The sequence below is a fragment of the Hymenobacter negativus genome (assembly GCF_016056375.1).
GTDB lineage: Bacteria > Bacteroidota > Bacteroidia > Cytophagales > Hymenobacteraceae > Hymenobacter > Hymenobacter negativus_A.
Map to the genome: position 1 here is coordinate 162,168 of NZ_JAEDAE010000007.1, position 13,401 is coordinate 175,568.

General features: G+C 55.5%; 12 protein-coding genes. All 12 read left to right on the top strand.

From position 1 onward, the window contains the following. Window positions 1-364 precede the first annotated feature (364 nt). The 12 genes from rpoC (at window position 365) to rplB (ending at window position 13,398) form a co-directional block, all read left to right on the top strand. Window positions 365-4,717: a DNA-directed RNA polymerase subunit beta' gene (gene rpoC / locus I7X13_RS15385; RefSeq protein WP_198076163.1), complete on the top strand. Its 4,353-nt coding sequence runs from the start codon at window positions 365-367 to the stop codon at window positions 4,715-4,717. A gap of 77 nt (window positions 4,718-4,794) precedes the next feature. Beyond that, entirely contained in the window at window positions 4,795-5,271 is a 477-nt protein-coding gene (locus tag I7X13_RS15390) for a hypothetical protein (RefSeq protein WP_198076164.1), read from the top strand. A 35-nt stretch (window positions 5,272-5,306) separates the two neighbouring features. Next, window positions 5,307-5,630 carry a DUF3467 domain-containing protein gene (locus I7X13_RS15395; RefSeq protein ID WP_196286009.1) on the top strand — a complete coding sequence of 108 codons (324 nt, stop codon included), beginning with the start codon at window positions 5,307-5,309 and terminating at the stop codon, window positions 5,628-5,630. Between the two features lie 183 nt (window positions 5,631-5,813). After that, entirely contained in the window at window positions 5,814-6,242 is a 429-nt protein-coding gene (gene rpsL / locus I7X13_RS15400; RefSeq protein WP_190925666.1) for a 30S ribosomal protein S12, read from the top strand. A gap of 90 nt (window positions 6,243-6,332) precedes the next feature. Beyond that, a complete protein-coding gene (rpsG, locus tag I7X13_RS15405; protein WP_035567919.1) occupies window positions 6,333-6,800 on the top strand; it encodes a 30S ribosomal protein S7 in 468 nt (155 codons plus the stop codon). Window positions 6,801-6,904: 104 nt separating this feature from the next. Continuing rightward, complete coding sequence (gene fusA, locus I7X13_RS15410; RefSeq protein WP_198076165.1) at window positions 6,905-9,046, top strand: elongation factor G; 2,142 nt, start codon at window positions 6,905-6,907, stop codon at window positions 9,044-9,046. Window positions 9,047-9,141: 95 nt separating this feature from the next. Further along, window positions 9,142-9,447 carry a 30S ribosomal protein S10 gene (gene rpsJ / locus I7X13_RS15415; RefSeq protein ID WP_035567915.1) on the top strand — a complete coding sequence of 102 codons (306 nt, stop codon included), beginning with the start codon at window positions 9,142-9,144 and terminating at the stop codon, window positions 9,445-9,447. Window positions 9,448-9,543: 96 nt separating this feature from the next. Continuing rightward, window positions 9,544-10,812, top strand: coding sequence for an O-antigen ligase family protein (locus I7X13_RS15420; protein ID WP_198076166.1), 1,269 nt, complete (start codon window positions 9,544-9,546; stop codon window positions 10,810-10,812). A gap of 160 nt (window positions 10,813-10,972) precedes the next feature. Next, the gene (gene rplC / locus I7X13_RS15425; protein ID WP_198067452.1) at window positions 10,973-11,593 is read left to right on the top strand and encodes a 50S ribosomal protein L3; all 621 of its coding nucleotides are present in this window, start codon (window positions 10,973-10,975) and stop codon (window positions 11,591-11,593) included. A 9-nt stretch (window positions 11,594-11,602) separates the two neighbouring features. Continuing rightward, entirely contained in the window at window positions 11,603-12,241 is a 639-nt protein-coding gene (gene rplD, locus I7X13_RS15430; protein ID WP_198067453.1) for a 50S ribosomal protein L4, read from the top strand. Further along, complete coding sequence (rplW, locus tag I7X13_RS15435; protein ID WP_198067454.1) at window positions 12,241-12,528, top strand: 50S ribosomal protein L23; 288 nt, start codon at window positions 12,241-12,243, stop codon at window positions 12,526-12,528. The genes rplD and rplW overlap by 1 nt, the downstream gene beginning before the upstream one ends. A 42-nt stretch (window positions 12,529-12,570) precedes the next feature. Next, on the top strand, window positions 12,571-13,398 hold the full coding sequence (gene rplB, locus I7X13_RS15440) for a 50S ribosomal protein L2 (RefSeq protein WP_198076167.1): 828 nt from the start codon (window positions 12,571-12,573) through the stop codon (window positions 13,396-13,398). Window positions 13,399-13,401 lie beyond the last annotated feature (3 nt).

Sequence of the window (13,401 nt, forward strand, 5' to 3'; positions counted from 1 at the left end):
AAAGTCTCGGCCGCAACCAGCACGCTTGCTTTCCGGCAGACAAGACGAGCGGCTGATTGAGCCGCTCTGGTAAAAGAAGATGAGAAAACGCTTCGGTGAAAGAGAAGCGGGGGCTGTTCCGAGATATGGTCAGTGCAGCATCAAAACCCCAGCAAATCCTAATTGAAGGCCTTTTCATCGGGCTGTTCTGCCGGTTAGATTTTAAATTTTCGACCTTTTAAAAGTGCCTTTGCTCAACATACCTATCTGTTTCGCAAAGGCACTTTTTGAAGTGTCAAACTGTTTGAAATCCTTGCGCCCTTCTGGCGAACGGCGAAGACTCAAGCAGCTCAAAGCCAACAGCTACTAGCTTAACCCCAATCAAATGGCTTTCGCAAAAAACAAGAAAGTAGTTCAGGACTTCTCCAAAGTCACCATCTCGCTGGCCTCGCCCGAAGCAATTCTGGAGCGCAGCACCGGCGAAGTAGTGAAGCCTGAAACAATCAACTACCGCACCTACAAGCCCGAAATGGGTGGCTTGTTCTGCGAGCGGATTTTCGGTCCGGTGAAGGACTGGGAATGCCACTGCGGTAAGTATAAGCGCATCCGCTACAAGGGCATCATCTGCGACCGTTGCGGCGTGGAAGTGACCGAGAAGAAGGTGCGTCGTGAGCGCATGGGTCACATCGAACTGGTGGTGCCGGTTGCTCACATCTGGTACTTCAAGTCGCTCCCCAACAAAATCGGTTACCTGCTGGGTCTGCCTACCAAGAAGCTCGACCAAATCATCTATTACGAGCGGTACGTAGTCGTTCAGCCTGGTTCGCTGGCTGAAGAAGGCGTACAAGTGCTCGACTTCCTCACTGAGGACGAATACCTGGACATCATCGACAAGCTCCCCCGGGAGAACCAGATGCTGCCCAACGAGGACCCCAACAAGTTCATCGCCCGCATGGGTGCCGATGCCCTGCACATGTTGCTTGAGCGCATCAATCTGGACGAGTTGAGCTACTCGCTGCGTGACTCCGCTGCCCACGAAACCTCGCAGCAACGTAAAGCTGAGGCCTTGAAGCGCCTGCGCGTGGTGGAAGCTTTCCGCGACGCCGCTACCCGTATTGAGAACAAGCCCGAGTGGATGGTAATCCGCATGGTGCCGGTGATTCCGCCGGAACTGCGCCCCCTCGTGCCGTTGGACGGTGGTCGTTTTGCCACTTCCGACTTGAACGACCTGTACCGTCGCGTTATCATTCGCAACAACCGCCTCAAGCGCCTGATTGAAATCAAGGCTCCTGAAGTGATTCTGCGGAACGAGAAGCGCATGCTGCAGGAAGCCGTTGACTCCCTGTTCGACAACTCGCGTAAGGTGAACGCCGTGCGCGCCGAAGGCAACCGTGCCCTGAAGTCGCTGTCCGATATGCTGAAAGGCAAGCAGGGCCGCTTCCGTCAGAACCTGCTCGGTAAGCGTGTCGACTATTCGGGTCGTTCGGTAATCGTCGTAGGTCCGGAGCTGAAGCTGCACGAGTGCGGTCTGCCCAAGAACATGGCGGCCGAGCTGTTCAAGCCGTTCATCATCCGCAAGCTCATCGAGCGCGGCATCGTGAAGACGGTGAAGTCGGCTAAGAAAATCGTGGACCGCAAGGACGCCGTGGTATGGGACATCCTGGAAAATGTGCTGAAAGGCCACCCGGTGCTTCTCAACCGTGCTCCTACGCTGCACCGCTTGGGTATCCAGGCATTCCAGCCGCGCCTCATCGAGGGCAAGGCTATCCAGTTGCACCCGCTCGTTTGTACGGCCTTCAACGCTGACTTTGACGGTGACCAGATGGCTGTGCACGTTCCGCTCGGACCGGCCGCTATCCTGGAAGCTTCGATGCTCATGCTGGCGTCGCACAACATCCTGAACCCCGCCAACGGCGCGCCCATCGCGGTACCGTCACAGGACATGGTTCTGGGTCTGTACTATGTAACCAAAGGCAAGCGCTCGACCGAGAACGAAATCATAAAAGGTGAAGACCGGATGTTCTACTCGGACGAAGAAGTTGTTATTGCCATCAACGAAGGTCAGCTCTCGAAGCACGCCTTCATCAAGGTGCGTACGAAAGTGCGCGACGAGAACGACGACTTGGTAATCAAAGTCGTTGAGACGGTGGCCGGCCGCGTGCTGTTCAACCAGCTCGTGCCTGAGGAAGTAGGCTTCGTGGATGAGCTGCTGACCAAGAAAAAGCTCCAGCAAATCATTTCGCTGGTGTTCAAGCGCACGGGCATGGCCCGCACGGCGCAGTTCCTCGATGACATCAAGACCCTCGGTTTCCAGTCGGCCTACAAAGGCGGTCTGAGCATGGGTCTGGGCGACATCAACATCCCGAAAGAGAAGGACGAGCTGGTGAAGCAGGCGCAAGCCGACGTAGCGGCCGTAACCCAGAACTACCAGATGGGTCTGATTACGGACAACGAGCGTTACAACCAGGTTATCGACATCTGGACGCGCATCAACAACCAGATTACGGAAACGTTGATGGGCCGTCTGGAGAAGGAAAACCAGGGCTTCAACTCCATCTACATGATGATGCACTCGGGAGCCCGTGGCTCGCGCGAGCAGATTCGTCAGCTGGGCGGGATGCGTGGCCTAATGGCCAAGCCCCAGAAGTCGCTGCAAGGCTCGATTGGCGAGATTATCGAAAACCCGATTCTGTCGAACTTCAAAGAAGGCCTCGACGTAATCGAGTACTTCATCTCGACGCACGGTGCCCGTAAAGGTCTGGCCGATACGGCTCTGAAGACGGCTGACGCCGGCTACCTGACCCGTCGTTTGGTAGACGTGTCGCAGGACGTAATCGTGAACGAGCAGGACTGCGGTACCCTCCGCGGCATCGAAACCTTCGCGCTGAAAGACAACGAGGACATCGTGGAGCCGCTGGCTGAGCGTATCCTGGGCCGCGTGACGGTGCACGACATCGTGGACCCGCAAAGCGGTGAGGTTATCCTGGCTTCGGGTTCCGAAATCAAGGAAGATATGACCCGCCGCATTGATGCCGCCGGCATCGAATCGGTGGAAATCCGCTCGGTGCTGACTTGCGAAAGCAAGCGCGGCATCTGCGCCAAGTGCTACGGCCGCAACCTAGCTTCGGGCCGCATGGTACAGCGGGGCGAGGCCGTGGGTGTTATCGCCGCGCAGTCCATCGGTGAGCCGGGCACGCAGTTGACCCTGCGTACCTTCCACGTAGGTGGTACGGCTTCGAACATCGCCGTTGAATCGAGCATTAAAGCCAAATTCGCCGGTGTAGTGGAATTCGAGGACGTTCGCACGGTGGCGACCACCGACGGCGAAGGCCGCAAAACCGACGTGGTGATGGGCCGCTCGGGTGAAATCCGCATCGTGGAGAAAGGCACCGGCCGCGTCTTCACCACCAACCACGTGCCCTACGGCTCGTTCATGCTGGTGAAGGAAGGCCAGGAGGTGGAGAAAGGTACCGAACTGAACACCTGGGACCCCTACAACGCCGTAATTCTGGCCGAGTTTGATGGTACGGTACAGTTCGACGCCATCACCGAAGGCATCACCTATCGCGAGGAATCGGACGAACAGACCGGTCACCGCGAGAAGGTAATTATCGAATCGAAGGCTAAGGACCAAAACCCGTCCATCATTGTGCGCCCCGGCAAAAAAGGCGATGTGGAAGGCCAGAAGGCTTACAGCATCCCGGTGGGCTCGCACTTAAACGTGGAGAACAACGACAAAATCACGGCAGGTCACATCCTGGCCAAGATTCCGCGCTCGGTGGGCAAAACCCGCGACATTACCGGCGGTCTGCCGCGTGTGACGGAGTTGTTCGAAGCCCGCAACCCGTCGAACCCCGCTGTGGTATCGGAAATTGACGGCGTAATCACCTACGGCACCGTGAAGCGGGGCAACCGCGAAATCTTTGTGGAGTCGAAAGACGGCGTAAAGAAAAAGTACATGGTGCCGCTGTCGAAGCACATTCTGGTGCAGGACAACGACTTCATCCGCGCCGGCATGCCGCTGTCGGATGGTGCCATCACGCCTTCGGACATCCTGAGCATTCAGGGCCCCGGCGCCGTGCAGGAGTACCTCGTGAACGAGATTCAGGAAGTGTACCGCTTGCAGGGTGTGAAAATCAATGACAAGCACATCGAAGTGGTGGTGCGTCAGATGATGCAGAAAGTCGTGATTCTGGATGCCGGCGACACGTCGTTCCTCGAAAACCAGGTGATTGATAAAATCATCTTCATGGCCGAGAACGACATGATTATCGACATGAAAGTGGTGACCGAAGCCGGTGACTCGACCAACCTGAAGCCTGGTCAGATTGTGACGGCTCGTCGCCTGCGCGACGAGAACAGCAGCCTGAAACGCCGCGACCTTGCCCTCGTGCAAGTGCGCGACGCGCAGCCTTCGGTATCGCGTCCTACGCTGCAGGGCATCACGCAGGCCTCGCTGGGTACGGCCTCGTTCATCTCGGCCGCTTCCTTCCAGGAAACGACCAAGGTGCTGAGCGAAGCCGCCATCCGCGGCAAGGCCGACCAGCTGCTGGGCCTGAAGGAGAACGTAATCGTTGGTCACCTCATCCCGGCCGGTACTGGCTTGCGCGAGTACACGCGTCAGGTAGTAGGCTCGAAAGAGGAAATGGAGGCTGCCCAAGCCGCCCAGGCCGCCGAAGCTGCGACTCCCGCCAAGCGCCCCAGCCGGGCTGGCAAGCGCGAAGTGTCAGCTGAGTAATCAGTCGTAGGTTTGTAAAGGAAAAGCCGACTGGGGTGACCCGGCCGGCTTTTTCTTTGTCCATACATTCCGCACCAATGAAACTCCCGGTACTTTTCGGCTTATTGATTTTCCTAACGGGCTGTTCTATGGATTCCAAGCATCCACCATTGCGAGAAGCAGCAAAATCAAAGTATGCGGTGGGGCAGGTATGGGCTTACAACACTCGCCCATCAGAGCCTGATGCCAAGTTGACGATTGTTAAAATCGAAGGCCAAGACAGCATTGGCCACATCATTCATGTTTATCTGGATAATGTAAAGGTTAAAACGTCATCGAATCCTGAGAAGTACAGCGAGACGATTTCGCACATGCCCTTTTCTGAAGCAGCTATCGATTCAAGTGTGACTAAGCAATTTGAAACAGTAAAAGAGCTTCCGGATTTTAAAGAAGGCTATGATGAATGGCGACAGAGCTTTGATGCTGGCCATGCTGGAGTATTCTCTATCACCGTTGGAAAAGCAGTAGAATACATGGAGACAACCATGCTGCAAGGGCACGATGCCAAGCAGTAGCCACACGTAATTACAACCTCGTAAAGAACACTACTATGCAACCAACCGACCAAAACCCGGACCCCAACGCCATCAACATCGAGCTTTCCGAAGCCATGGCCGAGGGCGAATACGCCAACCTCGCCATGATTGCGCACAGCAACAGCGAGTTCGTGATTGACTTCATCCGCATGATGCCCGGTCTGCCCAAGGCGAAGGTGAAGGCGCGCATCGTCGTCACGCCCGAGCACGCCAAGCGCCTGCTGCAAGCCCTCACCGAGAACATCGAGCGGTTTGAAGCCGCTTTCGGCACCATCAAGATGCAGGCTGAAGCCCCTAGCTACCCGATGAACTTCGGCGGCGCGGTAGGGGAGGCGTAAGCTAAACCAGATGCTTTAGCTGCGAAAGCGCCTCCATTTTCCAATGGAGGCGCTTTTGTTTTTGGACAAAACCGAAGAAGCGAAAAATTAACATCCTCAGTCTGTTTGCTATTGCCACGGAATACTCTTACCTTTGCAAGCCAAATTTTAGGGGCAAACGGCTCCAAACCAACCATTCTCTAAATGCCAACCATTAACCAACTCGTACGGAAAGGCCGTGAGGCTTTGACTACCAAGTCGAAGTCGCCCGCCCTTGATTCGTGCCCGCAGCGTCGGGGCGTGTGCACCCGTGTGTACACCACCACGCCTAAGAAGCCGAACTCGGCTATGCGCAAAGTGGCCCGTGTGCGCCTTACCAACGGTAAGGAAGTAAACGCATACATCCCCGGTGAAGGCCACAACCTCCAGGAACACAGCATCGTGCTGATTCGTGGTGGCCGGGTAAAAGACCTGCCAGGCGTGCGTTACCACATCATCCGTGGCGCCCTGGACACCGCCGGTGTAAACGGCCGCACGCAGCGCCGTTCGAAGTACGGCGCCAAGCGTCCGAAGCCGGGCCAGCCCGCCGCAACGGGCAAAGGTGGCAAACCAGCACCCGGTAAAAAGAAATAAATAGAATTAGTAGCAGGTAATAAGTATTGAGTAGCAGGCCAGTCCTGATGCTCGCTACTCAATACTTACTACTACATACTTACTACTACTATGCGTAAGAGCAAACCGAAGAAGCGTATCCTGCTTCCCGACCCCAAATACAAGGAGACGCTGGTAACGCGTTTCGTGAACTACATGATGTACGACGGCAAGAAAAACCTGGCGTACACCATTTTCTACGATGCCTGCGACCTCGTGGAGCAGCGCACCAAGGAGAGCGGCCTCGAAATGTGGCGTAAAGCGTTGAACAACGTGATGCCCACCGTGGAAGTGAAAAGCCGCCGCGTGGGTGGTGCCACTTTCCAGGTGCCGATTGAAGTGCGCGCCGACCGCCGCATTTCGGTGGGTGCCAAGTGGATGATTCAGTACGCCCGTCGTCGTGGTGAGAAAACCATGAAGGACAAGCTGGCCGGTGAAATCATCGCTGCTGCCAAAGGCGAAGGTGCTGCCGTTAAGAAAAAAGACGACACCCACCGCATGGCCGAGGCCAACAAGGCCTTCTCGCACTTCCGTTTCTAAACCAAGTGCGAATGAACGAATGAGTGAATGAGTGATTTAACCCTTAACGGAACCTAATCACTGATTCACTCATTCGCTTATTCACAAACTCACTCATTGTAATAATGGCCGTTAACAAAGACCTTTATTTCCTCCGCAACATCGGGATTATGGCGCACATTGACGCCGGTAAGACCACGACGTCGGAGCGCATCCTGTACTACACGGGTAAAACCCACAAAATCGGGGAAGTGCACGACGGTGCCGCTACGATGGACTGGATGGAGCAGGAGCAGGAGCGCGGCATCACGATTACCTCGGCTGCCACCACCACCTTCTGGAACTACCCAACCGATATCAAGGGCGACCCAACTGCGGAAACCAAGCAGTACAAAATCAACCTGATTGACACCCCCGGCCACGTTGACTTCACGGTAGAAGTAGAACGTTCGCTGCGTGTGCTCGACGGTGCCGTGGCCCTGTTCTGCGCCGTTTCGGGCGTAGAGCCGCAGTCGGAAACCGTATGGCGTCAGGCTGACAAATACAAAGTGCCCCGCATCTGCTTCGTCAACAAGATGGACCGTGCCGGCGCTGACTTCTTCAAAGCCGTAAACGAAATCAAGGAGAAACTGGGCGCAAACCCTATTCCCCTGCAAATTCCGATTGGTGCCGAAGAAACCTTCAAAGGCGTAGTTGACCTGCTGACCGGCAAAGCCATTGTGTGGGACGACAAAACCGAAGGCAAATCGTACGACGAAATCCCCGTTCCCGAGGACCTCGTTGACACGGTAGCCGAGTGGCGCGAAAAGCTCGTGGAAAGCGTGGCTGAGTACGATGACACGTTGATGGAGAAATTCTTCGACGACCCGGACTCCATCACCCGCGAAGAGATGATGGTGGTAATCCGCAAAGCGGTTATCGACATGAAGTTCTCGCCCGTGCTCTGCGGTTCGGCCTTCAAAAACAAGGGTGTGCAGACCATGCTGGATGCCGTAATGGCCTACCTGCCGTCGCCCCTCGACATGCCCGCCATCATCGGTACCAACCCCGAGAGCGGCGAGGAGATGGAGCGTCACCCCGACAACTCGGAGCCCTTCACCGCCCTGGCGTTCAAAATTGCTACCGACCCGTTCGTAGGCCGTCTGTGCTTCTTCCGCTGCTACAGCGGCGTGCTGGATTCGGGCTCGTACGTGCTCAACAACCGCACCGGTAAGAAGGAGCGTATCTCGCGCCTCATGCAGATGCACTCCAACAAGCAGAACCCCATCGACAAGATTCAGGCCGGTGACATTGCTGCAGGTGTTGGTTTCAAAGACATCAAAACCGGCGACACGCTGACCGATGAGAAGAACCCGATGGTTCTCGAGTCGATGAGCTTCCCCGAGCCGGTAATTGGTTACGCCATCGAGCCGAAAACGCAGGCTGACGTCGACAAAATGGGTATGGCCATCGCCAAGCTCATTGAAGAAGACCCCACGCTGCGCGTGAACACGGACGAGGAAACCGGCCAGACCATCCTCCGCGGCATGGGCGAGTTGCACCTTGAAATCATCATCGACCGCATGCGTCGTGAATTCAAAGTGGAAATCAACCAGGGTGCCCCGCAGGTTGCCTACAAGGAGATTCTCACCAAGGTGGTTGACCACCGCGAAACTTACAAGAAGCAGACCGGTGGCCGCGGTAAATTCGGCGACATCGTGTTTGAGCTGGGTCCGAAAGAAACCGAGCCGGAGAAACCCGGCCTGGAGTTCGACAACGCCATCGTGGGCGGCGTGATTCCCCGCGAATTCATCCAGCCCATCCAGAAAGGTTTCGAAGAAGCCATGAAGCGTGGCCCGCTGGCCGGCTTCCCGCTCGAAGCCATGAAGGTGCGTCTGTACCACGGTTCGTTCCACGACGTTGACTCGGACGCCCTGTCGTTCGAACTCGCCGCCCGTGACGGTTTCCGTGAAGCTGCCAAGAAGGCCGGCCCGAAATTGCTGGAGCCCATCATGGCTGTTGAAGTGGTTTGCCCCGACGAGTACACGGGTCCCGTAACCGGTGACTTGAACCGTCGTCGTGGCCTGATGAAAGGCATGGACACCAAAGCCGGTGCCCAGGTTATCAAGGCCGATGTTCCGCTGTCGGAACTGTTCGGCTACGTAACCGCGCTCCGCACGATTTCGTCGGGTCGCGCTTCAGCTTCGCTCACGTTCTCGCACTACGAGCAAGTGCCGAGCAACCTAGCCGATGGCATCATCGCCAAAACCAAAGGAGGTAATAAATGATTGACGGTTAGTGGTCAATTTTTATTAGCCACTAACCGCTAGTCATTCAATCAAAGCTTTTCAACAAGGGGGCAATCGGCCCCCAACCCAACCCAATGAACCAGAAAATTCGCATTAAGCTGAAAAGCTACGACCACAACCTCGTAGATAAATCGGCCGAGAAAATCGTGAAAGCTGTGAAGGCCACCGGTGCCATCGTAAGCGGCCCGATTCCTTTGCCAACCCAAAAGGAGAAGTTCACTGTGCTGCGCTCGCCCCACGTGAACAAGAAGAGCCGGGAACAATTCCAGCTTTGCACTTACAAGCGCCTCGTGGACATCTTCTCGACCTCGTCGAAGACCGTTGATGCCCTCATGAAGCTGGAATTACCCAGCGGCGTTGATGTAGAAATCAAAGTCTGAGGCATCGATTTCAGTCTTAATTGAGTTAAAGCCCCACCGCATTTCGTTGCGGTGGGGCTTTTTCTTTGGAACTTGCGGGGCCACTATTGATTCTTCATGCTTGCTGTCTTTTCTCTTGCGCGACTACACCGCTCTGCTTTCTTCTTCTGTGCCTGCATTATCATCAGCATTTTCTTAGTCAATTGGCTGAGGGTCGCGCTGGGTATTGCCATGGGAGGACTGGCCGTAACAGGCGTGGTGTTCGCCTTGGTACATAAGCGCATTGCTAACCGTGCGCTGTGGCCAGTCTTCGGTAGCATCGCAATGGTTTTCGTGTTGCATGTGCTGGCCGGATTTTACACGCAGGCCGGCAATATGGATGAGTATCGGTTTGACCTAGGGATGCAACTGCCATTTCTGATTCTTCCGCTTTCGTTCTGGTTATTGCCGCCGCTGCCTAGCCGTTACCTGCGCTGGTTATGGGAGCTTTTTATCGCTATGACAGTGATAGCCGCTTTGGGTGCCACTATCAATTATCTGTTGCATGCTCGGGAAATCAACGAATCCTACATGCATTCCAAAGTGATGCCGACCGAGCCGGACCACATCCGCTTCAGTATCATCGTTACAATGGCCATTGCCGCTGCCGTTCTACTTCTGGCTCATCAGGCAATTCCACACTCATGGCGCAATTGGGTGAAGGGCGCCGTTGTAGTCCTGGCTTTATTTCTGCACCTGCTAGCCGTGCGAAGCGGAGAAATGACCTTTTATGCTTTGGGAGGCATGGCTGTGCTATGGTTGGCTTTTTCCCGAAAGCAATGGCAGAAGTCGCTGCTTCTATTGGTTACATTGATGTTGCTGCCTACGGTGAGCTACTTGGCCTTTCCTACCTTCCGCAATAGGGTGTACAATACCCAAGAAGATGTGAGCAAGGTGCAGGAGAGTTCTGAAGGGAAAAATTTTTCTATATCCGCCCGCGTCTATTCATACCAAGCGGCTTTGGCTGTATGGCGTGACAACAAGCTGATAGGAGTGGGGAAGCCAAACCTTGAAGGTGAAATGGCTAGGCGTTATGCAAAGCTGCACCCGCAGCTCACGCCAGAATTTTATATCCTGCCTCACAATCAATATCTCTACAATCTGGCGGCGTACGGCGTTATCGGCTTGCTCGTGTTCTGCCTCAGCCTGTTTTATCCCGCGTGGTGGGCACGCCACAGGCATGCCCCGTTGCTGCTGGCACAATACGTCAGCATCGCATTGTCATTCCTGGTCGAATACACGCTAGAAACGCAGATTGGATTAGCATTCGTTGTCTTCTTCCTGCTTCTAGCCCTACAGGGACTAATGCCGTGCGAAGAAAGTGACCCTGCCTGGCGGCCAGCTTAAATAGGGCGTCATAACGGCTCCTTTAAGGAGCTAACAGCCTCATTGAGAAAATATTTCTCGGCTACATTGTGATAGCCCGGCCTTTTTCTCTATCTTTGCACTCCCTTAGCGAAAACGGCACTCGGCCGTTTTCTTTTTGTGTCATTTAATCATTAACAGAATGCCTGGCATTATCGGTAAGAAAATCGGTATGACAAGCCTCTTCACTCCGGACGGGAAAAACATTCCCTGCACGCTCATCGAAGCGGGTCCGTGCGTAGTGACGCAGGTTAAGACTATCGCGAATGACGGTTACACCGCCATTCAAGTGGGTTACGGTGAGAAAAAAGAGAAGAACACCACCAAAGCACTGGTTGGTCACTTCAAAAAAGCCGGTACCACGCCTAAGAAAAAGCTGGTTGAATTCCGCCTCGACGCTGAATCGACCTACGCCGCCGGCGCTACCATCGACGCTACTCTGTTCGAAGAGGGCGAATTCGTTGACGTAGTAGGCACCTCGAAAGGTAAGGGTTTCCAGGGTGTTGTAAAGCGTTACAACTTCCAGGGTGTTGGTGGCCAGACTCATGGCCAGCACAACCGTCTGCGTCACCCCGGTTCTATCGGTGCGTGCTCGTGGCCTTCGCGCGTATTCAAAGGGATGCGCATGGGTGGCCGCATGGGTAACGACCGCGTGAAAGTGCAGAACCTGAAGGTGATGCGCGTAGTAGGCGACAAGAACCTCATTCTGGTGAGCGGCTCGATTCCCGGCGCGAAGAACTCTTACGTGGTAATCGAGAAATAGACTAGTACGATGGAACTCGCAGTATATAACCTCAAAGGCGAAGACACCGGCCGCAAAGTGACCCTGTCTGACGCCATCTTCGGCCTCGAAGTAAACGAGCATGTGATGTACCTGGACGTGAAGCAGTACTTGGCCAACCAGCGCCAGGGTACGCACAAGTCCAAGCAGCGCAACGAGGTGCACGGCACCACGAAGAAGCTCAAGAAACAAAAAGGTACGGGCGGTGCCCGCGCCGGCAGCATGAAGTCGGGTGTGTTCGTTGGTGGTGGCCGCATGTTCGGTCCGCAGCCCCGCGACTACGGCTTCAAGCTGAACAAGAAGACCAAGCGTGCAGCTCGTCTGTCGGCTCTGTCGAGCCTGGCAAAGGATGGCAAAATCTCCGTTGTGGAGAACATTGCCCTCTCGGCTCCCCGCACCAAGGACTTCGTTGCCATCCTGGACGGCCTCAAGCTGAACAACGGCAAAAAGACCATGCTGCTTACCGGTGAGGCTAACAAGAATGTTCTCCTCAGCGCCCGCAACCTGCAGAAAGTGAAAGTGGCTACCCCGGTAGGCATCAACACCCACGACCTGCTGAACACGGACACGCTCCTGATTGCGGAAGACGGCTTGAAATCGTTGGTTGAACTTTATAGCACCGCCGAATAATGAGCACGCTGAAACGCCCCATCGTGACCGAAAAGGCCACCGGCCTGAACGAAAAAGGCCGCTACACTTTTGAAGTGGAGCGCACCGCCAACAAAGTGCAAATCAAGAAGGACATCGAAGCGCTGTACGGCGTAACTGTGACCGACATCAACACGATGCGCACCATCGGCAAAATGAAAACCAAAGGCACAAAAGGCGGTCAGGTGACCGGCCGTCGGGCCCACGGTAAGAAAGCCGTTGTGACCGTGAAAGAAGGCGACGTTATCGACTTCTACGGCAACCTGTAGGCCTCTTCAATTTTTCCGCCGCAAAAGCACAACTAGCTAGTAATGGCACTCAAAAAACTCAGACCAACAACCCCAGGGCAGCGCTTCCGCGTTGCGCCGGCGTTCGACGAGATTACGACGTCGACCCCGGAGAAGTCGCTCTTGACTTCCCTCAACAAAACGGGTGGCCGGAACTCCTCCGGTAAGATGTCCAACCGCTACATCGGCGGTGGCCACAAAACCCAGTACCGCATCGTGGACTTCAAGCGCGATAAAGCCGGTGTTCCGGCTGTTGTGAAGTCCATCGAGTACGACCCCAACCGCACTGCGCGCATCGCCCTGCTCAACTATGCTGACGGCGAGAAGCGTTACATCATCGCTCCGGCCGGCATCACGGTAGGCGCGAAGATTGTGTCGGGCCCGGGCGTAGCTCCCGAAGTAGGCAACACCCTGCCCCTGCGCGAGATTCCCCTCGGTACCATCCTCCACAACATCGAGCTGCAGCCTGGCCAAGGCGCCGCAATGGCTCGTTCGGCTGGCACCTACGCTCAAATCGTAGCCCGCGAAGACCGTTACGCCACGCTGAAATTGCCTTCGGGCGAGATGCGCATGGTGCTCGTGACCTGCATGGCCACGGTCGGCACGGTTTCGAACGGCGACCACATGAACACCGTGATGGGCAAAGCCGGCCGCAACCGCTGGGCTGGTCGTCGTCCGCGCGTTCGTGGTGTGGTGATGAACCCCGTTGACCACCCCATGGGTGGTGGCGAAGGCAAGTCGTCGGGTGGTCACCCGCGCAGCCGTAACGGTATTCTGGCTAAAGGTCAGAAGACCCGCAACAAGAACAAGTATTCGGAGAACCTCATTGTGAGCCGCAAAGGCAAGAAGTAATAG

Bases quoted from the DNA above. Each gene is read 5' to 3' on its own strand.
- rpsG (WP_035567919.1), top strand. From the start codon at position 6,333: ATGCGTAAGAGCAAACCGAAGAAGCGTATCCTGCTTCCCGACCCCAAA.
- I7X13_RS15420 (WP_198076166.1), top strand. From the start codon at position 9,544: ATGCTTGCTGTCTTTTCTCTTGCGCGACTACACCGCTCTGCTTTCTTC.
- rplW (WP_198067454.1), top strand. From the start codon at position 12,241: ATGAGCACGCTGAAACGCCCCATCGTGACCGAAAAGGCCACCGGCCTG.
- rpsL (WP_190925666.1), top strand. From the start codon at position 5,814: ATGCCAACCATTAACCAACTCGTACGGAAAGGCCGTGAGGCTTTGACT.
- rplC (WP_198067452.1), top strand. From the start codon at position 10,973: ATGCCTGGCATTATCGGTAAGAAAATCGGTATGACAAGCCTCTTCACT.
- rpsJ (WP_035567915.1), top strand. From the start codon at position 9,142: ATGAACCAGAAAATTCGCATTAAGCTGAAAAGCTACGACCACAACCTC.
- fusA (WP_198076165.1), top strand. From the start codon at position 6,905: ATGGCCGTTAACAAAGACCTTTATTTCCTCCGCAACATCGGGATTATG.
- rpoC (WP_198076163.1), top strand. From the start codon at position 365: ATGGCTTTCGCAAAAAACAAGAAAGTAGTTCAGGACTTCTCCAAAGTC.
- rplD (WP_198067453.1), top strand. From the start codon at position 11,603: ATGGAACTCGCAGTATATAACCTCAAAGGCGAAGACACCGGCCGCAAA.
- I7X13_RS15390 (WP_198076164.1), top strand. From the start codon at position 4,795: ATGAAACTCCCGGTACTTTTCGGCTTATTGATTTTCCTAACGGGCTGT.
- I7X13_RS15395 (WP_196286009.1), top strand. From the start codon at position 5,307: ATGCAACCAACCGACCAAAACCCGGACCCCAACGCCATCAACATCGAG.
- rplB (WP_198076167.1), top strand. From the start codon at position 12,571: ATGGCACTCAAAAAACTCAGACCAACAACCCCAGGGCAGCGCTTCCGC.